The organism is Stenotrophomonas sepilia, from assembly GCF_003244875.1.
Classification (GTDB): domain Bacteria; phylum Pseudomonadota; class Gammaproteobacteria; order Xanthomonadales; family Xanthomonadaceae; genus Stenotrophomonas; species Stenotrophomonas sepilia.
This window is the reverse complement of sequence record NZ_LXXZ01000054.1, coordinates 72,340-91,599: the sequence shown is the minus strand read 5'-3', so window position 1 is coordinate 91,599 and position 19,260 is coordinate 72,340. Positions and strand designations below refer to the sequence as shown.

21 protein-coding genes are annotated in these 19,260 nt (G+C 65.0%); 10 read left to right on the top strand and 11 right to left on the bottom strand.

Annotated elements, in window-relative coordinates; all coding sequences use genetic code 11:
* Nucleotides 1–42 precede the first annotated feature (42 nt).
* The 3 genes from A7X97_RS10535 to A7X97_RS10525 form a co-directional block, all read right to left on the bottom strand.
* Complete coding sequence (locus tag A7X97_RS10535; protein ID WP_053497611.1) at nucleotides 43–1,068, bottom strand: AI-2E family transporter; 1,026 nt, start codon at nucleotides 1,066–1,068, stop codon at nucleotides 43–45.
* Nucleotides 1,069–1,184: 116 nt separating this feature from the next.
* Entirely contained in the window at nucleotides 1,185–2,237 is a 1,053-nt protein-coding gene (locus A7X97_RS10530; protein WP_088496564.1) for a sensor domain-containing diguanylate cyclase, read from the bottom strand.
* Between the two features lie 149 nt (nucleotides 2,238–2,386).
* A complete protein-coding gene (locus tag A7X97_RS10525; RefSeq protein ID WP_111007901.1) occupies nucleotides 2,387–3,391 on the bottom strand; it encodes a LacI family DNA-binding transcriptional regulator in 1,005 nt (334 codons plus the stop codon).
* A 95-nt stretch (nucleotides 3,392–3,486) separates the two neighbouring features.
* On the opposite strand from A7X97_RS10525, the gene A7X97_RS10520 reads away from it, so the two are divergent.
* From A7X97_RS10520 to A7X97_RS10500, 5 genes are read left to right on the top strand one after another with little or no spacing between them, the layout of a single operon-like run.
* Nucleotides 3,487–4,539 carry a sugar phosphate isomerase/epimerase family protein gene (locus A7X97_RS10520; protein ID WP_072168655.1) on the top strand — a complete coding sequence of 351 codons (1,053 nt, stop codon included), beginning with the start codon at nucleotides 3,487–3,489 and terminating at the stop codon, nucleotides 4,537–4,539.
* Nucleotides 4,540–4,566: 27 nt separating this feature from the next.
* Nucleotides 4,567–5,784 carry a nucleoside permease gene (locus tag A7X97_RS10515; RefSeq protein WP_072168654.1) on the top strand — a complete coding sequence of 406 codons (1,218 nt, stop codon included), beginning with the start codon at nucleotides 4,567–4,569 and terminating at the stop codon, nucleotides 5,782–5,784.
* A 12-nt stretch (nucleotides 5,785–5,796) separates the two neighbouring features.
* Nucleotides 5,797–6,921: a Gfo/Idh/MocA family protein gene (locus tag A7X97_RS10510; RefSeq protein WP_088496561.1), complete on the top strand. Its 1,125-nt coding sequence runs from the start codon at nucleotides 5,797–5,799 to the stop codon at nucleotides 6,919–6,921.
* 19 nt (nucleotides 6,922–6,940) lie between these two features.
* On the top strand, nucleotides 6,941–7,807 hold the full coding sequence (locus A7X97_RS10505; RefSeq protein ID WP_088496560.1) for a sugar phosphate isomerase/epimerase family protein: 867 nt from the start codon (nucleotides 6,941–6,943) through the stop codon (nucleotides 7,805–7,807).
* A gap of 18 nt (nucleotides 7,808–7,825) precedes the next feature.
* A complete protein-coding gene (locus A7X97_RS10500; RefSeq protein ID WP_005415640.1) occupies nucleotides 7,826–8,122 on the top strand; it encodes a c-type cytochrome in 297 nt (98 codons plus the stop codon).
* A 10-nt stretch (nucleotides 8,123–8,132) separates the two neighbouring features.
* On the opposite strand, the gene A7X97_RS10495 is transcribed toward A7X97_RS10500, so the two are convergent.
* From A7X97_RS10495 to A7X97_RS10470, 6 genes are all read right to left on the bottom strand, one after another.
* Nucleotides 8,133–8,891: a 3-keto-disaccharide hydrolase gene (locus A7X97_RS10495; RefSeq protein WP_072168651.1), complete on the bottom strand. Its 759-nt coding sequence runs from the start codon at nucleotides 8,889–8,891 to the stop codon at nucleotides 8,133–8,135.
* Nucleotides 8,891–9,466 (bottom strand): gluconate 2-dehydrogenase subunit 3 family protein, encoded by a 576-nt coding sequence (locus tag A7X97_RS10490; protein WP_088496559.1) that lies wholly within the window; start codon nucleotides 9,464–9,466, stop codon nucleotides 8,891–8,893. Before A7X97_RS10490 ends, A7X97_RS10495 begins: the two co-directional genes overlap by 1 nt.
* Nucleotides 9,466–11,151, bottom strand: a complete 1,686-nt coding sequence (locus A7X97_RS10485; RefSeq protein ID WP_088496558.1) for a GMC oxidoreductase — start codon at nucleotides 11,149–11,151, stop codon at nucleotides 9,466–9,468. Before A7X97_RS10485 ends, A7X97_RS10490 begins: the two co-directional genes overlap by 1 nt.
* Nucleotides 11,152–11,178: 27 nt before the next feature.
* Nucleotides 11,179–12,075 carry a hydroxypyruvate isomerase family protein gene (locus tag A7X97_RS10480; RefSeq protein ID WP_181503437.1) on the bottom strand — a complete coding sequence of 299 codons (897 nt, stop codon included), beginning with the start codon at nucleotides 12,073–12,075 and terminating at the stop codon, nucleotides 11,179–11,181.
* A gap of 210 nt (nucleotides 12,076–12,285) precedes the next feature.
* The gene (locus A7X97_RS10475; RefSeq protein ID WP_061479191.1) at nucleotides 12,286–13,068 is read right to left on the bottom strand and encodes an SDR family oxidoreductase; all 783 of its coding nucleotides are present in this window, start codon (nucleotides 13,066–13,068) and stop codon (nucleotides 12,286–12,288) included.
* Complete coding sequence (locus A7X97_RS10470) at nucleotides 13,065–13,391, bottom strand: nuclear transport factor 2 family protein (RefSeq protein ID WP_072168647.1); 327 nt, start codon at nucleotides 13,389–13,391, stop codon at nucleotides 13,065–13,067. Before A7X97_RS10470 ends, A7X97_RS10475 begins: the two co-directional genes overlap by 4 nt.
* 98 nt (nucleotides 13,392–13,489) lie before the next feature.
* Between A7X97_RS10470 and A7X97_RS10465 the strand changes: the two genes are divergently transcribed.
* Nucleotides 13,490–14,401 carry a LysR family transcriptional regulator gene (locus A7X97_RS10465; protein ID WP_072168646.1) on the top strand — a complete coding sequence of 304 codons (912 nt, stop codon included), beginning with the start codon at nucleotides 13,490–13,492 and terminating at the stop codon, nucleotides 14,399–14,401.
* A 307-nt stretch (nucleotides 14,402–14,708) separates the two neighbouring features.
* On the opposite strand, the gene A7X97_RS22095 is transcribed toward A7X97_RS10465, so the two are convergent.
* Nucleotides 14,709–15,668, bottom strand: a complete 960-nt coding sequence (locus tag A7X97_RS22095) for an NIF family HAD-type phosphatase (RefSeq protein ID WP_223276915.1) — start codon at nucleotides 15,666–15,668, stop codon at nucleotides 14,709–14,711.
* Between the two features lie 288 nt (nucleotides 15,669–15,956).
* Between A7X97_RS22095 and A7X97_RS10450 the strand changes: the two genes are divergently transcribed.
* Nucleotides 15,957–16,517 (top strand): cyclin-dependent kinase inhibitor 3 family protein, encoded by a 561-nt coding sequence (locus tag A7X97_RS10450; protein WP_049397644.1) that lies wholly within the window; start codon nucleotides 15,957–15,959, stop codon nucleotides 16,515–16,517.
* A gap of 66 nt (nucleotides 16,518–16,583) precedes the next feature.
* Here A7X97_RS10450 and A7X97_RS10445 read toward each other — a convergent pair whose 3' ends face one another.
* Complete coding sequence (locus A7X97_RS10445; RefSeq protein WP_049397645.1) at nucleotides 16,584–17,018, bottom strand: MerR family transcriptional regulator; 435 nt, start codon at nucleotides 17,016–17,018, stop codon at nucleotides 16,584–16,586.
* Between the two features lie 104 nt (nucleotides 17,019–17,122).
* Between A7X97_RS10445 and A7X97_RS10440 the strand changes: the two genes are divergently transcribed.
* From A7X97_RS10440 to A7X97_RS10435, 3 genes are read left to right on the top strand one after another with little or no spacing between them, the layout of a single operon-like run.
* Nucleotides 17,123–17,740 carry a cation diffusion facilitator family transporter gene (locus A7X97_RS10440; protein WP_049397646.1) on the top strand — a complete coding sequence of 206 codons (618 nt, stop codon included), beginning with the start codon at nucleotides 17,123–17,125 and terminating at the stop codon, nucleotides 17,738–17,740.
* Nucleotides 17,737–17,889, top strand: coding sequence for a hypothetical protein (locus A7X97_RS21905; protein WP_162838286.1), 153 nt, complete (start codon nucleotides 17,737–17,739; stop codon nucleotides 17,887–17,889). Before A7X97_RS10440 ends, A7X97_RS21905 begins: the two co-directional genes overlap by 4 nt.
* A gap of 54 nt (nucleotides 17,890–17,943) precedes the next feature.
* Nucleotides 17,944–19,221: a TolC family protein gene (locus A7X97_RS10435; protein ID WP_049397647.1), complete on the top strand. Its 1,278-nt coding sequence runs from the start codon at nucleotides 17,944–17,946 to the stop codon at nucleotides 19,219–19,221.
* Nucleotides 19,222–19,260: the final 39 nt, after the last annotated feature.

The following is a 19,260-nucleotide window of genomic DNA, read 5'->3' as shown; positions in this document are numbered from 1 at the left end:
GCGGACGCTCGAATCGGGACAAATACGTCATGCCCCGCCGCGTCAGATCCAGCGCTGGTCGACCAGTTCGCGCTTCACGTAGGCATAGAACACCGGCGCGGCGACCAGGCCCGGCAGGCCGAAGGCCGCCTCCATCACCAGCATGGCCAGCAGCAGCTCCCAGGCCCGCGCCTGGATTTCGCCACCCACAATGCGCGCGTTGAGGAAGTACTCCAGCTTGTGGATCACGATCAGGTACAGCAGCGCCGCCACCGCCACATAGAACGAGACCGACAGTGCGACGATGGTGATGATCGTGTTGGAGATGATGTTACCCACCACCGGCAGCAGGCCGGCCAGGAAGGTGATCAGCACCAGGGTCTTGGACAGCGGCAGGTGCACGCCGAACAACGGCAGCACGCCCAGCAGGAAGATCGCGGTGAACACGGTGTTGAGCAGCGAGATCTTCACCTGCGCGAACACCACCTGACGGAACGCGGTGGCCAGGCGGCTGGTGCGCCCGACCAGCTCCTGCGCCAGCGGACCCATCTTCGGCAGCGGCAGCTCGTCATACAGTGCGATCATCGCACCCAGCACCATGCCGATCAGTACGCGCACACCCACCTGGACCACCGAGGTACCGGCCACGCCCAGCTGGCGCTGATGCTCGGCGGCCCAGTCGTTCAGCGCCGCGCGCAGCGCTGGCATGTCTTCGGGAATGTAGGGTTGCAGCAGCGCCGGCACCTGGTGCCGCGAGGTGTTGAGGATCTCCATCAGGCGCGCCAGCAAAGCGTCCGGGCCACCGGTCTCGTTGCGGAAGAACGAGGCCACGCCGATCCCGGCCAGCACCAGCGCACTGATGATGATCGCCGACAGCACGATCACTGCGATCGCCCGTGCGCGTCCCGGCGGCAGCCTGCCTTCCACGGTGGAGGCCAGCAGGTGGGTCAGCTGGAACACCAGCAGGCCGGACAGCAGGGTGACCACCAGGCCCAGTTTCAGCGCCAGCCACATGCCCAGCAGCATCATCAGCCATGCCGCGATCCTTGGGATGGGGGGCTTGGGCTGGGCAACGAGAGCGTCTTGCATGGGAGCGCGTCCGGGCGGGGTGGCCCATGGTAGAGGATTGGCGTGCTGATTCCGCGTGCAGGATGAATGGGCATTTCATCTGCGTTCGGCGGCAGCCGTGCCGTCCCCACGCGCGCTCACTCGCCGTAGCTGGCGGTGTTCTTGCCCTGGCGCTTGGCGTGGTACAGCGCGCGGTCGGCCAGTGCCAACCAGTCCTCGACACTGCCGCCACGCGGCGTGGCCGCAATGCCGATACTGACGCTGAATTCCACCCCCGGCGTGGCCTGCCGCGCAGCCTCGAGCAGGTGCAGGCGCACCCGCTCGGCCACCTGCATTGCATCGACGGGCGCGCAGTCGCGCAGCAGCACGACGAACTCATCGCCCCCCAGCCGCGCGGGCGTATCACCTGGGCGGGCAACGGTGCGCAATGTCGCCGCGATATGCCGCAGCACCTCGTCACCGGCGCGGTGGCCATGCGAGTCATTGATGCGCTTGAAGTCGTCCACATCGAGCATCAGCAGGCAGGCAAACCCGCCCTGGCCCTGTGCCCGGTCCAGCGCCTGCTGCGCACGCAGGATCAGGAAGCCACGATTGGCCAGTTCGACCAGCGGGTCCATCCGGCTGAGACGTTGCAGCTGGCGGTTCTGCGATTTGACCCGGCGCGCCAGCTGCCAGCTGAGAATGCTCAGGCCGATGCCATACACGAACAGGAACGGGACACTCAGCACGATCGTGCGCTGCGAGGTGACCGGCTGGTAAGGGAAGCCGAGCGCCCACCAGGTGAGCGCGAAGCCCAGCATCAGGGCCAGCGTGGCGCGCATCGCCAGGCGAACGCCACCGGCAGCGATCTTGTCGGCCACCAGCAGTGCGGCGAACAGTGCACTGGGCACCGCGCTCAACGCCATGAAGGCGATCCAGCCACCACCGAAAAAGGAGTCGGCCACCATGCAGCGGAACTGGACGAGCGCGGGCTGGCCGGAGCGCTGGGTCAGCATCAATGCCAGCGCAGGCCACGCCAGCGCGTTGAGCAGCAGCAGGACCCACGCCAGCGGCCCATCGTGGCGCTCGAGGATGATCGAAGCGATGGGGATTGCCCCCAGTCCATTGCCGACGAAACGCATCCAGCCGATGCGACGTGCCGCGCCAATGCCTTCGACCGCGCCTTCCGCCGAATCGGTGAAGAATGGCATTGCCCCCCCCTTGCGCGATCGCACCTGCTGCCACGGCCCTTGCCGGGCTGCCTGCGATGAGTCTGACAGCTTTGCGTCAATTCGGGATCAAGGTCGCGGCACAACGCGCGGGCCGGCCGCCCTGCTCCGACTGCCCTGCCTCGCCTGCGCTACCACCGAGGCGCCGCTGTCGAACCGCGCAGCATGAAGCTGAACTCCAGCGTCTGCTGAAGCGGTACATCGATCTGTTCGATGATGGCGAGCAGCAGGTTGACCGCGCGCTCGCCGATTTCACGCATCGGCTGCCGGATGGTCGTCAGCGGCGGGGTGAGATAACGCGAAGAGGCCAGGTCGTCGAAGCCGACGATGGAGAGCGCTTCCGGAACGCGGATGCCCCGGTCGCGACAGGCCGCCAGTGCCCCCAGTGCCATCTGGTCGCTGAAGCAGAACACCGCGGTCGGCACGGGCGTGCCGTCCAGCAGCGCCATCACCGCCGCATTCCCGGACTCAACGGAAAAGTCCCCGGGCACGATGCTCAGCTGGCGCAGGCGACCCCGCGCCTTGCCGGCGGCCCGGACCCCTTCCAGCCGCTGCTGGTGCAGGGGGTTGTCAGGTGGCCCGCCGACCACGGCGATCCGTTCGTGCCCCAGGCCGTACAGGTGCTCCATCACCGCGCGTGCGGCGGCCGCGTTGTCGATATGGACGCTGGGGATGCCCAGTGCGGGGTCGAACTCACATCCATTGACCACCGGCGCAGCTGCGCCGCGCTGCTCGACGATTTCGCGCGCGGTCGGTGGCAGGCGATGGCCCAGCACGATCATGCCGTCGGCCTCGTTGCGCCGGAGCATCTGTGCGTAGCGCTCCTCACGATCGGGTTGATGCTGGGTATCGCCCAGCAGAACCGCGTAGCCGACCGCCTGCGCGGCCTCCTCCGCACCCTGCAGGATCTGTGCGAAGAACGGATTGGCGATGTCCGGGACGGTGACCAGGATCTTGCCGCTGCGCTGGGTCTTGAGCGTGCGGGCCACCGTGTTGGGCACATAGCCCAATGCGGCGGCGGCCTGCTCGATGCGCGCACGGGTGGCCGGCAGCACCTTGTCCGGCCGGGAAAGCGCCCGTGACACCGTGCCTGCGGAGACGCCGACGTGCCTGGCGATGTCGTAGATGGTGGCCATGGCGTTAGTTCTCCTGTCCGCTGTGCAGTGCACAACAGGTCCTGCGTGCGCCCCTGCTAGGATAATGCAATCGATTGCATCGAGGGCGAATCACGTTGAAGACGCTCAAGGGTCCAGCGCTGTTCCTGGCGCAGTTCATCGGCGACACAGCTCCTTTTGATCGGCTGGACACGCTGGCCGGGTGGGCCGCGGGTCTGGGCTATTCTGGCGTACAAGTTCCCACCTCCGCGCCCCACCTGTTCGATCTGGCCGAGGCGGCGCGCAGCCAGGCGTACTGCGACGATGTTGCCGGCATGCTGGCCGGGCACGGCCTGCAGATCACCGAACTGTCGACGCATCTGCAGGGGCAGCTGGTCGCGGTCCATCCCGCCTACGACAGCCTGTTCGACGGATTCGCACCCGTAGACGTGCGCGGCAACCCGCCCGCGCGCCAGGCCTGGGCCGTGGAGCAGCTGCGGCTCGCCGCGCAGGCCAGCCAGCGCCTGGGGCTGACCGCGCACGCCACGTTCTCCGGTGCGCTGGCCTGGCCCTACTTCTATCCGTGGCCGCAGCGCCCGCCGGGCCTGGTGGAAGAAGCCTTCGCCGAACTCGGCCGCCGCTGGCGCCCGATCCTGGATGTGTTCGATGCCTGCGGCGTGGACCTGTGCTTCGAGATCCACCCGGGCGAGGACCTGCATGACGGTGCGACATTCGAGCGCTTCCTCGATGAGGTCGACCATCATCCCCGCGCGAAGATCCTGTACGACCCCAGCCACCTGCTGCTGCAGCAGATGGATTACCTCGGTTTCATCGACCGTTACCACGCCCGCATCGGCATCTTCCACGTCAAGGACGCGGAGTATCGCCCCAGCGTGCGCAGCGGCGTGTATGGCGGCTACCAGGACTGGATCGATCGTCCGGGCCGGTTCCGCTCACCCGGTGACGGCCAGATCGACTTCAAGGCGATCTTCTCGAAGTTCGCCCAGTACGACTTCCCCGGCTGGGCGGTGCTGGAGTGGGAGTGCTGCCTGAAACACCCGGAGGACGGCGCGCGCGAGGGTGCCGCCTTCATCCGCGATCACATCATCCATGTAACCGAACGCGCCTTCGACGACTTTGCCGGGAGCGCCACGGACGCTGGATCACTGCGCCGCATGCTGGGAATCTGAGCCACGACCGCCCCGGGAGGGCAAGCCATGACGCACGCCATGTCGCGCCTGGGCGCGATGATGTTTCTGCAGTTCTTCATCTGGGGGGCGTGGTTCGTCACCCTGGGCACCTACCTGGTACAGGGCCCGCTGCAGGCCAGCGCAAGCCAGGTGGCAACGGCGTTTCTCAGCCAGTCCATCGGTGCCATCGTGGCACCGTTCCTGGTCGGCCTGATCGCAGACCGCTATTTCGCGGCGCAGCGCATCCTGGCGGTGCTGCACCTGGCCGGCGCGGTGCTGATGTGGCTGGCGTCCACCGCCACCAGTTTCAGCGTGTTTTCCGCGTGCGTCATGGGCTACATGCTCCTGTTCATGCCGACGCTGGCACTGGCCAACAGCGTCGCCATGCGGCACATGCAATCGCCGGAGAAGCAGTTCCCGCTGGTACGCGTGGCCGGCAGCGTCGGCTGGATCGTTGCAGGCGTGCTGATCGGCTGGCTGGGCTGGGAACAGGCGCATCGGCTTGAACTGACCTTCCGCATGGCCGCATTGGCATCGCTGGTGCTGGGCCTGTATGCGTTCACCCTGCCGCACACGCCGCCACTGGCGCAGCAGCGCGATGCCGGGCTGGGACAGATCCTGGGGCTGGATTCACTGCGGTTGCTGAAGTCGCGCGCCTACCTGGTGTTCTTCCTGGCTTCCATCGCCATCTGCATCCCGTTGTCGTTCTACTACAACTTCACCAATCCGTATCTCAACGACCTGGGCGTGCAGGGCGCGGCCGGCCTGCAGTCGCTGGGCCAGGTGTCCGAAGTGCTGCTGATGCTGGCCATGCCGTTCCTGTTCGTGCGGCTGGGGGTGAAGACCATGCTGGCGGTCGGCATGGCAGCCTGGGTCGTGCGCTACGCGCTGTTCGCCTTCGGCGATGCGGGCAGTGGCTTCTCCCTGCTTGTGATCGGCATCGTACTGCATGGCATCTGCTACGACTTCTTCTTCGTCACCGGCCAGATCTACACCGATGCCCACGCCGGCCCCGCCGCGCGCAGCAGCGCGCAGGGCTTCATCACCCTGGCCACCTATGGCGTGGGCATGCTGATCGGCACCTTCCTGTCCGGCGCGGTAGTGGAGCACTTCACCACCGAGGCCGGCCCCGATTGGCAGCAGATCTGGCTGTTCCCGGCCGGCGTTGCACTGGTGGTGCTGATCGCCTTCCTGCTGCTGTTCCGCGACCGCCCGGTAGCGGCGGCCGCGTCGTCCACACCCTGAGGAGACCGGCCGATGCCCCTGCTTGGAATCGCCATCGTTGGTACCGGCATGATCGGCGCGGTGCATCGCCGCGCGGCACTGCTGGCTGGCGCCGAGGTGCGCGGCGTGGCCGCCTCGTCGCCGCAGCGCGCGCGCGAGGTGGCGCATGCGTGGAATGTCCCGCGCGCCTATCGCGATATCGAGGACGTCGTCGCTGATCCCCAGGTACAGGTCGTGCACATCTGCACGCCCAACCACCTGCACCGCGCGATGGCGCAGGCCGCACTGGACGCCGGCAAGCACGTGATCTGCGAGAAGCCGTTGGCGACGACGCTGGACGATGCGCAGGCGCTGGCGGCGCTGGCCGCCTCGACCGGACTGGTCGCCACCGTCCCCTTCGTCTACCGCTACCACCCGGTGGTCCGCGAGGCACGCGCACGCATCGCGCAGGGCGATCTGGGGCCACTGCACCTGATCCATGGCAGCTACCTGCAGGACTGGCTGCTGGACCCGGCCAGCAACAACTGGCGGGTTGACCCTGCACTGGGTGGCACATCGCGCGTGTTCGCTGACATCGGGTCGCATTGGTGCGACCTGGTTGAATGGGTCAGCGGCGAGTGCTTCGCCGAAGTGAACGCGGCGTTTGCCACAGTGATCGCCGAGCGCAGCGCAACCACCTCCCAGAGTTTCAGCACGCCGGCGACAGACGGCGCAAAGCAAGCGGTCGAGAGCGAGGACGTGGCCGCAGCGATGTTCAGGACCGGCGCGGGCACGCTGGCGTCATTGACGGTCAGCCAGGTCTCGGCCGGACGCCACAACCGGCTCTGGTTCGAGATCGACGGCGCCAACGCCAGCGTGGCGTTCAACCAGGAGGATGCCGAGCGGCTGTGGATCGGCCTGCCCGAGCAGCGCGAGGAAATCTTCGTGCGCGGCCCGGGCGCCGGCAGTGCCGAACAACGCCGGTTGTCGCCGCTGCCAGCGGGGCACGCACAGGGCTACGGGCAGTGCTTCGAAGCGTTCGTGGCCGACACCTATCGCGCCATTGAAGGCGAGCAGCCGCAGGGCCTGCCCACCTTCGAAGACGGCCTGCGCTCGGCGCGGATCGTTGATCGTGTCATTGCATCGGCCAGGTCACGCACCTGGACCACCATCGGTTGAATCCCGGGAGGATCTGTTGATGAACATCCCTGTCCGTAGAACTGCAACCCTCGTCCTGCTGCTGCTCGCAGTCCTGCCCGCCTTCGCAGGAAACACAGCCGGTGCGCAGAAGCCCATCGCCGTGCAGATGTACACGCTGCGCAACGCCGGCCCGCTTGACCAACAGCTGAAGATCGTCCACGACGCGGGCGTGCGTGCGGTGGAGACCGTCGGTACGCAGAATGCAAGCGCTGCGGAGCTGAAACAGTTGCTGGACCGTTACTCGATCAAAGCGGTTTCGTCGCACGTTCAGCTGGCCGAGCTGCGCGACAACCTGGATGCCGTGGTGGCCTTCAACCGCTCGATTGGCAACAGCACGCTGGTGGTGCCCTATCTGGACCAGAAGGACCGTCCGCGCGATGCCGCCGGCTGGACCGCGTTGGGCCGGGAGCTGGGCCGGATTGCCAAGCAGATGCGCGGCAAGGGGATGCAGCTGGCCTATCACAACCACGACTTCGAGCTGGTCGACTTCAATGGCAGGACCGGACTGGAGCTGCTGTTCGACGCCGCCGGCCCCGAGCTGCAGACCGAACTGGACCTGGCCTGGGTCGCGCGCGCGGGCCTGGACCCGGCCGTGATGCTTGGCAAGTTCCGCGGCCACATATTTGCGGTACACGCCAAGGACAATGCGCCCAAGGGCGAGGCCGAAGACGAAGGTGGATTCGCTGCGGTCGGCCAGGGCGTGCTGGACTGGGACGCGATCCTGCCGGCCGCCGCCACCGCTGGCGTGCAGTGGTACATCGTCGAACACGACCAGCCACGCGACCCGGCCAAGGTCATCCAGGCCGGCGCGGACTACCTGCGTGAACACCTGACCACCAACCTGCCCACCCGTGCCCACCGCTGACGCATCAAGGAGCCCCACATGAAAATGATCCTGGCAGTGGCCGTGGCCCTGGGCGGCATGAACGTTGCGACGGCAGCGTGGGCCAAGGACGACCCGGCCGCCGGCGCGAAACTCTACGCCCAGCACTGCACCGCCTGCCACGGTGCTGAACGCACCGGTGTACCGCCGACGTTCCCGGCGCTCACCGATGTCGGCAAGCGGCTGCAGCCCGCCCAGGTCAAGGACAGGATCAGGAAGGGCGGCGGTCTGATGCCCCCCTTCCCGCAGCTGTCACAGCAGGAGATCGATGACATCGCCAGCTACCTGGCGAAGTAGCGGGTGGGCGCTACAGCTCGCGCACCCAGATGTTGCGGTAGCTGACCTTGGAGTCATGTTCCTGCAGATACAGCGGCGCGCACCCATGCGGTGCGTACGAAGGCGCACCGATGTATTCGGTCCTGCCCGCCAGCACGGTGTCGTCCTGTACCAGCACGCCGTTGTGCAGCACGGTGATCCGTGCGGGCGACGTCAGGCCGCCGCCCGGCGAGAAGCGCGGGGCCTTCCAGAGGATGTCGTAGACCTGCCACTGGCCCGGTGCGCGCGAGGCGTTCACCCGTGGCATGGCCTGCTTGTAGATCGAACCCGCCTGGCCATTGGCGTAGGTCGGGTTGTGGTAGCTGTCGAGTACCTGCAACTCATAGAGTCCCTGCAGGAAGATCCCGCTGTTGCCCCGGTTCTGGCCGTCGAAGCCCTTCGTTTCGGTGGGCGTACGCCATTCGACATGCAGCTGGACATCGCAGAAGGGTTGCCGGGTACGGATGCCCTTGCTGCCCGGAACAACCGTCATGGCGCCTCCGGCAACCTTCCAGGGCACGCGGCCACCCTGCTCCGATTCCCACGCGGAGAGATCCTTGCCATCGAACAGCACGATCGCATCGGACGGTGCCTTGCCGGGTGGCGTTGCCACGGTCGCGGGCACAGGGGTCCACACTTCCGTCTTCTTCGGGTCACGCACAGCGTCGGCACTGTCCTGTGCGAACGCAGATGCAGCGGCCAGCAGGCCGGCGGTGATCAACGCAGGGCGGATCATCAGGTTGGTGTCCATCAGCTGGTTCCCCAGGCAGGTGTGCCGGGGACATAGGCGAGGTCACCGTCGTAGCGCCCCGGCACGGCGACGTACTGCAGCACCCCGGTCGCACCGACCTTGGAGGTGAAGAAGCCGAAGATGGCCAGCTGCTTGATCATCGTGAAGTAATGCGGCATGGCTTCGCCCTCTTCGGGCGTTCCAGTTTCGGTCACGTCTGCATTGCGCGCCTTGGCTTCGGCATCCAGTGTACGCAGCAATCCGGTGCGCGCCTCCGCCGTGAGCGACACGAAGCGGCCACCGGCGCGCTTGTCGATGTCCGCCAGCCCGGCGCGGAACACCGCCTGCTGCCTGGCGGTGTAGCAGTCGCTGACGAACGTCGCCATGAACGCACCGGCGCCCGCGTCCTTCGCCCCGGGTGTCCGGGTCCGCGGCAGGATGGTCTCGGCGATCTCGTCCAGCGTGCTGATTTCGGCATCGGAGAACGCGGCCATCGCCCCGGCCGCTGGCGCTTTGCCCTGCACCAGCGCAGGCAGGCCGACCATGGCCGCACCGGTGGCGGCGACGATCATCTTCAGCAGTTCGCGGCGATCCATCACAGGTTCCCCGCTTTCAGTTCGCGTACCGCGTGGTCGGCCGCGCGCGCGGTCAGCGCCATGTAGGTCAGCGACGGATTCACGCAGGCGCTGGAGGTCATGCAGGCACCGTCGGTGACGTACACATTGGGGGCATCCCAGACCTGGTTGTGCGCGTTCAATACCGAGCTCTTCCGGTCCCGTCCCATACGCGCAGTCCCCATCTCATGGATGCCCTTGCCCGGGGCGTAGTCGTTGTCGTGCATCTTCACGTCCTTGACCCCGGCCGCCTCCAGCATTTCGGCAGCATCGGCGGCCATGTCCTTGCGCATCGCCAGTTCGTTGGCGCGCATGGACACGTCCATCGCCAGCACCGGCAGCCCCCACTTGTCCTTGCGCTCGCGGTCCAGGCGGATCGTGTTGTCGTGGTGCGGCAGCATCTCACCGAACCCGGTCATGCCGATGCGCCAGTCACCGGGCACGGTCAGCGCTTCCTTCAGGTCGGCACCGATGTTCAGCTCGGCGATCTCGCGCGACCAGCCGGTGCGGCTGGCACCGCCCTGGTAGCCGAATCCGCGCAGGTAGCCACGCTTGTCGGCGGCGACATTGCGGAACCGCGGAATGTAGAAGCCGCACGGACGGCGGCCGAAGTAGTACTTGTCTTCGTAGCCCTCGACCCGGCCCGAGGCGCCCGCACCGAAATGATGGTCCATCACGTTGTGCCCCAGCTCGCCCGACGAAGACCCCAGCCCCCCCTCCCAGACATCGGTGGCCGAGTTCATCAGCAGCCAGGTCGAGTTGAAGGACGATGCGTTGAGGAAGATGACCTTGGCCGTGTACTGATAGGTCTGCCCGGTCTCGGCGTCGATGACCTCCACGCCACGCGCGCGCTTGCGATCCTTGTCGTAGAGCACTTCCTTGACGATCGAGAACGGGCGCAGGGTCAGGTTGCCGGTTTTCATCGCCGCTGGCAGCGTCGCCGCCTGGGTCGAGAAGTAGGCACCGAAGGGACAGCCCAGAATGCACTTGTTGCGATACTGGCAGTTCACGCGCCCCTGCTCGGGCATCGGCTGGGTGATGTTGGCCGTGCGCGAGTGGATCATGTGCCGCGTGCCGCCAAAAGCCTTCCTGATCCGCGCGGCCACGTCCTTCTCGACGATGTTCAACGGGATCGGCGGCAGGAACTCACCATCCGGCAGCACGTCCAGTCCCTCGCGCGTGCCGGCGATGCCGGCGAACTTTTCCACATGGTCGTACCACGGCGCGATGTCGGCATAGCGGATCGGCCAATCGGTGGCGATGCCCTCCATGAGGTTCGCCTCGAAATCCAGGTCGGAGAAGCGGTAGCTCTGACGGCCCCACAACAGCGAACGGCCACCGACGTGGTAGCCGCGGAACCAGTCGAAACGCTTGGTTTCGATGTAGGGTGAGTCCTGCTCGTTGGCCCACATTCCTTCCAGGTTCTCGGCGAGGCCGTAGTCGCGCATCAGCACCGGAAAAGCGGCCTTCATCGCCTGCGTCGGCCGGTTGCGATGCGGGAAGTCCCACGCTTCCTTCATCGCATTGACGTAGTCCTTGACGTGCTCGATGTTGCGCCCGCGTTCCAGCATCAGGACCTTCAGGCCCTTCTCGGTCAGCTCCTTCGCTGCCCAGCCGCCACTGATTCCCGAGCCAACAACAATGGCGTCGTAGTGATTATCTGCCATGGGTCTCTCACCTGGGTGGATATCGTTTCAGACGTCGCAGAGGCGGATCGCCTCGCGCAATGAAGCAACGGGATCGGGCGCGGCAGGCATGAACTCCTGCGCCAGATACCCCTTGAAACCGGTGTCGCGGATCGCGCGGCAGATGGCCGGATAGTTGAGCTCCTGCTGGTCTCCGATCTCGTTCCGGCCGGGCACGCCTGCGGTGTGGTAATGCTTGAAGCAGGCGTGGTGCTTGCCAATGGTGGCGATGATGTCGCCCTCCATGATCTGCATGTGGTAGATGTCGTAGAGCAGGCCGAAATTGTCCGAGCCGAGCCGCTGGCACAGCTCCACACCCCATGCGGAGTGGTCGCACAGGTAGTCGCGATGATCGACCTTGGAGTTGAGCAGCTCCATCACCAGCACCACGCCGCGCTTCTCGGCATGCCCGAGGATGCGCTTGAGGCCGGCTTCGGCATTGGCCATGCCATCCTGCGGGTCCATACCGTTGCGGTTGCCGGAGAAGCAGATGAGGTTGCGGTAGCCGGCATCGGCGACCAGGTCGATGTGCCGCGTGTAGCGCTCCACCAGCTGGTCGTGGAACTCGCGGCCGGCGAAACCCTTGGTCAGGCCCAGCTCCGCGCCGTTGCACATCGAGCTGTAGACGCCGTGGGCCTTCAGCGTGGGCCAGTCTTCGGGACCGACCAGGTCGATCGCGGCGAAACCGATGTCCTTCACCGTCGTGCAGAGCTGGGCGACCGACAGCTGCGGGAAGGTCCAGCGGGCGACGGCGTGCTTCAGGTTTCCTTTGAGGGGGGCATCGGCGGCGAATGCAGGGAGCACACCTGCAGCCCCCAGGCCAATGCCGCCGGCAACCGCAAGGCGTAGCGCGTCGCGTCGCGTGATGCCCATCGCCGGGGCCGGTCTGATCGAATGGATGGACATCCACCTGCCGGCCTCCCAACCGACATCAAACACTGAGGATTCACTGCAATGCAATCGATTGCACCATAGGGGAGGAATTTGTGTGTTTGCAAGTCGCAGTGCACGAAAATCAATGCTGCGAGGCACAACTCCGCAGCCGACCTGGAAAACAAAAGCCCCGCGTGAGCGAGGCTTTCCTTCTGGCGGTGGGAGCAGGACGACGCCTGTTGGCTACAGCGTCGAAATCGTGCCGCCGTCGATCCGATACTCCGTTCCGGCAATCGACGCCGACCGGGGAGACGCCAGGAACACAATCAGATCGGCCACCTCCTGCGGTGCCGCGGGCCGTCCCACCGGGATCCCGCCGAGCCAGTCCATGACCAGCCTCTTGCCACCTTCATAATCGGTTCCCGCTTCTGCCGCGATCCGCTCTGCAAATTCCCGGGATGCTTCTGTCTCGATCCAGCCCGGCGCTACGCTCAACACCCGCACGCCCTTGGGAGTGACCTCTCGTGAAAGCGACTTGCTGTAGGTCGTGAGTGCCGCTTTGGCGGCGGCATACGCGGTGGTGGACTCCGGCAGAGGCAGCATGCGCTGGATCGAACTGACGTGGATGATCACGCCAGCGCGCTGCGCGAGCATGGATGGCAGCAAGGCACGATCCAGACGGACCGCCGGCATCAGATTCAGGTTCAGCTCGGCAAGCCAGTGCGCATCACTGATCGCTGCGAAGCCGCCGCCAGGTGTCTTTGATCCCCCCAGCACATTGACCAGGATGTCTGCGCCGCCCCATGCCTGCAGCACGGCGTGGGCGAAAATGCCGGTGCCCTCGGCCGTCGACAGATCGGCGGCTACGTAGGCGACTCCTTCCACCGGGCGTGCCGGCAGGCTGCGCGCCGACGTCATCACCCTGGCCCCGGCCTCGGCAAGGGTCCTGACCACGGCCGCCCCCACACCGGCCGTGCCGCCGGTCACCACGGCCCGCAGGCCACCGAGTTGAAGATCGAAGCTCATGCGGTGATCTCCAGCGATGCGATCAGGCCCCGTTCCAGTTCGAAACGGTAGCTCAGCAGAATCGGACTGCCGGGGAAGTTGCCGCTCACGATGGCACGGACAACGTGGTGTTTCCCCTGCCGTTCGATGGCGCTCGGCACGCTGGTGGCGCTGTATTTGGCGGATGCCTCGGCCAGGAAGGCTTTGATGGCGTCGACGCCGACGAGGGTGTGCCCGTCGTCCTTCAGCACAGCCTGGGCGGCAAAACAACGCGCCAGCACTTCGGGGTCATGTTCGGCCGCGAAGTACGCGGCGATGGGTTCTGGGAGAGTCAACGCATTCATTCCTGGCTCCTGCAGTGGTGAGGCGCTCAGGATGTGCACGCAGGTCGGTTAAGTGAATGCCCTATAATCCGAATGGGTTATGTCAAGAATCTTACATAATGCGCGGATCCGAGTTCGCTGAACTGAAGGCCTTCGTGGCGGTAGTGGAACGTCAGAGCTTCGCGCGGGCGGCGGAACATCTGGGGGTATCGCCCTCGGCCCTGAGCCAGACCATCCGTCAACTGGAAGGCCGTCTCGGCACCCGCCTTCTGAATCGCACAACACGAAGCGTGGCACCCTCGGCAAGTGGCGGACGACTGTACGCGCGCATCGCGCCGCTGTTCCAGGAGTTGGCGGTAGCGGTCGCTGAAACCAGCGAAGCGAGCGGACGGATCAACGGGACCCTGCGCATCAATACGCTGGGCATCGCCGCAAGAACACTGATTGCCCCGCGGCTTGCCCGCTTCCACCAGGCCTACCCTGATGTCGTTGTCGACATCGTGGTCGACGACGCGCTCAGCGACATCGTCAGTGGGCGGTTTGATGCAGGCATCCGCGTGGGTGGGCAGCTCGAGAAGGATATGGTGGCCATCCGCCTCACTCCCGACCTGAACATGGTGGCCGTGGCGTCACCGGATTACCTCGCACGCCGTGGAACGCCGCGAACTCCGGCGGACCTGCAGGATCACGCCTGCATCAACTGGCGGCTGCAGAGTGACGGCAGGCAGTACCGATGGGAGTTCAAGAAGCGAGGCCGCCACCTGGAGGTCGCCGTGGACGGTCCTGTCGTCACCAATCACGCTGACGTCGGGATTGCGGCGGCACTGGCCGGCCTCGGAATCGCCTATCACTTCGAGCAGGATCGCGTGGGGGAACTGCTGGCCCAGGGATTGCTGGTGCGGGTACTGGCGGATTGGTCGGTCTCGCGCCCCGGGCTTTTTCTCTACTACCCGAACAGGCGGCACCGCCCCGCCCTGCTGGGTGCGTTCATTGATTGCCTGCTGGACCAGGGCGTGTTCGGTAATCGGTGACAACATCGAGGAACGTCCGCATCGGCCGCCGCCGGACAACAGGATCCCGGCAGTGCCTCAAGAACGACATGGGCCCCAGGCAGGCATGCCAGGAGCCCTTGTCGGGATGCACCGAAGATGCGCTTAGAACGGTTGTGCACACATGTTGTGCATACCTCATTACTAGGCATCTCTCTAAAACACTGCCTTTCTAGGAACTCATTCACCATGGATAGCACCATTTATTCTACCAAATGGAAAATTTGGGTGAGAAAGAGTGCCCACTGACCTCAATCCTATATTTTTCTCAACACTTCAGAGGGGGACGCTATGACTCTCCTTGCCCGAACTCGGTACGGGCCGCCCGCAGCACGCGAGCCGGTTCAGAGCTGAGGGCTTCGGCAGGTGGCATGCCGTTGAGCAGAGCGTGCGGTGAGAGAAACCACTCTGCCTCACGCCATCCGGTGCTGTGAAGTTGCCCGTACGGCTCGATCTCGAAATGACCGATTGCACGCAGTGCTGACAGGATTTCTGCCAAATATTCAACGGGCTCGCCGTTTTCACCAAACTGCCAGTCTGGGTAGCGATAGCCGGGCACAGGCTTCGTTACATAGACCCCAAGTAGCTGGCCGGCTCTGCGCAGCTGACCGGCTAGGCCGCTACCACTGGTCAATGACGGGCCGAGCTGTGAACTGACTTCGGCGGCGCTATGCCACTGTGCGGCAAGTTCATCTCGCCTGACGGCGGCGTCGGACAGGATCTTCTGGGCCGATGAGCAGGCGTCGGAACGCCGTGGTGCGCCCGTTGCTTCTGCCTGTGGCTTTAGCTGTTCTTGGAGAGATGCTTCAGTGAAATTGCCCGTTGCGTGGATGCGATCGAGCAGGAGTCGAAGCGCGATCGCTAATCCCTCGTCCTCTGATGGGTAGGGAGACGCAAACAGAGGTATCTGAACCCACAGATGCTCCTGTCCTGGGTGTACATAGGGGCGATGATCATCAAGCAGCAAGGCCGCGCCTAATTTTGGTGTGGCTAGCCGTAGATCCTTCGTGCTGCCCGTCCAATGGATGTATTCAAGGCTCGCGAACCACGGAGGCGCGCTTCCTTCACGAACCAACAAATCGGCAATGCTGCGAAAGCGCTCTTCCGGCACAGTCGTAAACATCATGAGCTGACTGAAGTGCGATCGGACGTCCTCCAAGAACCGACAGAGGCCGGGTCTTGGAATCTGGCTTATCGCATTGGAAATGAGTGTCCCTTCGAGGTCCAATGCCAGAATGCTCGGCTTCATGTGTTGTCTCTAGCGAGGAGCGTGTGTACACCTTGCTCCTGGACACTCTCGCTGTCCAACACGTGAGCCTACTGGTACACATGCAGCGTGAGCCTACTGGTACGCATGTAGCGTGAGCCTACTGGTACTTGTTGCCTGCAACTGACAAAAGGATCACCTTTGCTGTGCTGCTCGGCAGGGCGGCACCACTAGGTCGGCTGGAATGTTTAGCTCAAGGATCGGCATAGAAGCCATGGGTGGTCGCCGCTGCGCCGCGGCTCTCTTAGTTGCCGCGATGAGGGATCGACAATGTTCAGAACTAGTCACACACATCCTCTGCATATCGCCACGATCGCTGTCGGAGTCAGTGGCGGCGCAGTAGGTGTAACTTTCGCGCCAGGGAAGTTTCAAAAGGCCGCGATGACGGGGCCATGGAGTCGTGACATTGACGTGGACCTTTGCGCGATTCGCCAGTGGGGCGCGGGGTACCTGATCTCCCTGATTGAGCCATGGGAGTTCGATGAGCTTAGGATTGCCGCGCTGCCAGAGCGGGCGATGGCGCAGGGAATCAAGTGGTACGGACTTCCAATCGTAGACGGCGCAGCGCCTAACAGTTCCTTCTTGGAGGCATGGCGCGAGTTGGGCCCAGCACTCAGTAATGAGTTGTTGCGCGGAAGCCGCGCAGTTGTGCATTGTAAGGGCGGGCTAGGACGAGCTGGCACCGTAGCGTGCTTGTTGCTGTTAGAAACAGGCACGGCTGCCACTGGTGAGCAGGCCATGAGCATGGTTCGTCAGGTCAGGCCGGGTGCGATCGAGACGCATGAGCAGGAGGACTTCATACGCGCCTGGAGTCCAGGTTCGGGCAGCTAGGCTACAGGCAACTGACACCGTCGACCGGCCGGACTGCAGAAGTCATAGGTTTTGGACCGCGGGTGCCTAGGTAGCGCTCTTGCTCGATTCCTTGCGTGGGGAGTCCTCGGAAGTCGGCTGGCGCAGCGTCGACAGGATGGTGCACTCAGCTCGCTGTCCGCCGTGACAACTGGCGATTACCCGTTCCAGTTCGTTGGCCATACGTTGCAAGTCTGCCATCCGGGCGCGAATGTCGGACAAGTGGCTGCGGGCCAGACGATCCACATCCACGCACGACAGGCCCTCGTCTCCGGCCAGCTGCAGCAGGCTACGGACCTCTTCCAGGCTGAAGCCCAAATCCCGACCGCGGGCAATGAAGCGCAGGCGCTCAATGTCCGCCAATCCGTAGACCCGGTAACCATTGCCTGATCGTCCCGGCCTCGGGAGCAAGCCGATACGCTCGTAGTAGCGGATCGTCTCCAGATGGCACCCGCTGGCGGTGGCGGCGTCACTAATTTTCATTCGTAGTAGGCTTGACTCCGTAGTAGCTACGGACTTTACCCTCGTGGGCCCTGCCATGCCAGCGGACCGCGCCGGCCCGGCTCCCCTGCGATGGAGAAGATCCGATGAGTGATTGCGGCTGCCACCACGAGGCAAAGAACGCGCAGGAACGGCGCGTGCTGTGGATCGCTCTGGCCCTGAACGCTGCAATGGCGGTGATTGGCGGCATTGCCGGCTGGATCGCCCATTCCACCGGCTTGCTTGCCGACGCACTGGACATGCTCTCCGACGCCACGGCCTACGCCATTGGGTTGGTCGCTATTGGTCGGACGGCGCGCTTCAAGGCCAACGCTGCTTGGGTCAGCGGTAGCGTGCTGCTGATTCTGGGCGTTGGCGTGCTGGTCGAGGTCGGTCGCCGCGTACTCCACGGGGCTGAACCGGTAAGCGGGTGGATGATCGGTACGGCTCTATTGTCGCTAGTGGTCAATCTCGCGGTCCTTCGCATGCTGGCGCCACTGAAGTCTGGCGAAGTACATCTGCGGGCGACGTGGCTTTTCACCCGAGCCGATGTGGTAGCCAACGTGGGCGTGATCCTGGCTGGCCTGCTGGTGTGGTGGCTGGCCAGTCCATATCCGGATTTCGTAATCGGTGCCCTTATCGGCCTCTACGTGATGAAGGAAGCCTTTGAAATATTGGGCGACGCGCGCCGGGCACGCGCCGACGCGCGCAAGACCCCTGCATGACCGCGGGCGGCCAGCTGGGATTTTCCCTGCGCTGGTTGCTGCTGGCGCAATTGGCTGTCGGCCGGTATTTGCCTGAAATCGAGGCCGAAACGCGTGCAGATGCGTATGAGCATCTGCACGCGCCCTTTCGACCGCCAATTTCCGGGTGACGCATGTGGGCGCAGGCCGATCCCTGTGATCTCGAGAACCTTCGGAGTACTTCCATGTCTGTGCGATGGGCGGCCTTGGCCGCGTTGCTGTTAACGGGCGCAGCAGCGATGCCTGCGGCGGCGGTCGAGTTGATGACCTTGGACGATGCCTTTGCACGCGTAGCCCAAACCCATCCCGAGCTGCGTCTGGTCGATGCGCGAGCCACTGTCCTCGTTGCCGAGCGAGATAAGGCGGTGCAGCGCCCACCCTGGACGCTCGGTGCCGAGGTCGAAAACGCGCTGGGCACCGGCGCGGCCGGTGGCTTGGACAGCGCCGAGTTGACCTTGAGCCTGAGTTCGGTGCTGGAGCGCGGCGGCAAGCTCGACGCCCGCCGTACCTTGGCACAAAGCCGGATTGATGCGCTGGCCGTGCAGCGCGAGACCGGGCGCCTGGACTTGCTAGCCGAGACGGCGCAGCGCTATTTGGCTGTCGTTGGTGCCGACCGGCAACGAAGCCTAGCGGACATCGATGTTGGCCAACGCCAGCGAACCGTGGCCGCCGCCAGGCAGCGCCTGCAGGCCGGCGCTTCACCCGAGTCGGTGCTGCTCACCGCGCAGGCAGCGCTTGCGCGGGCCGAGCTGACGCGTGATCGGGCCGAGCAACAGCGACTCGCTGCTCGTCAGCATCTGGCCGCTTTGTGGGGCGAACGTACTCCCAGCTTCGAGGTGGCCCCGGCCGATCCGATGGCCCTGCCGAAGATCGCCTCCATGCAGACGCTGGCCGATGAGTTGGAACGGACTCCGGAATTGGCGCAGTTTGCCGACGCCCGCCGGATCGCGCAGGCACGACTGCAGCTGGCGCGTTCAGCGGCCTCACCGGACCTGTCCTGGCAGCTCGGAGTGCGCCGACTACAGGAGACCGATGACACCGCGCTGGTCGCCAGCTTATCCATGCCGCTGGGTAGCCGCAGCCGCGCACAGCCAGAGATTCGCGCCGGCGAAGCCGAGCTGCAGGTCCTGACGATCGAGCGCGAGGCCAAGGGCCTGTCGCTGTACTCCACGCTGGTCGAAGCCCATGGCCGCTACACCGTGGCACAGGCCGAGGTGGCGCGCCTGCACGGCGACGTGTTGCCGAAGCTGGCCCGAGCCGAGCAGGCCGCTGAGCGTGCCTATCGTGCTGGGGCGATCAGTTACCTGGAATGGGCACAGTTGCAGTCCGAACGCGCCGCCATGGCCCAGCAACAGCTGGACGTCGCCTTGGATGCGCAGCGCGCCCTGATCGAAATTCAACGACTGACCGGCCAGGCGCTTGTCACGCCGCCGGCTGCCGCTTCCACTGGAGAGACCCCATGAATCGCTTTTCCTGGACCGCACTGGGCATGGCCCTGATGC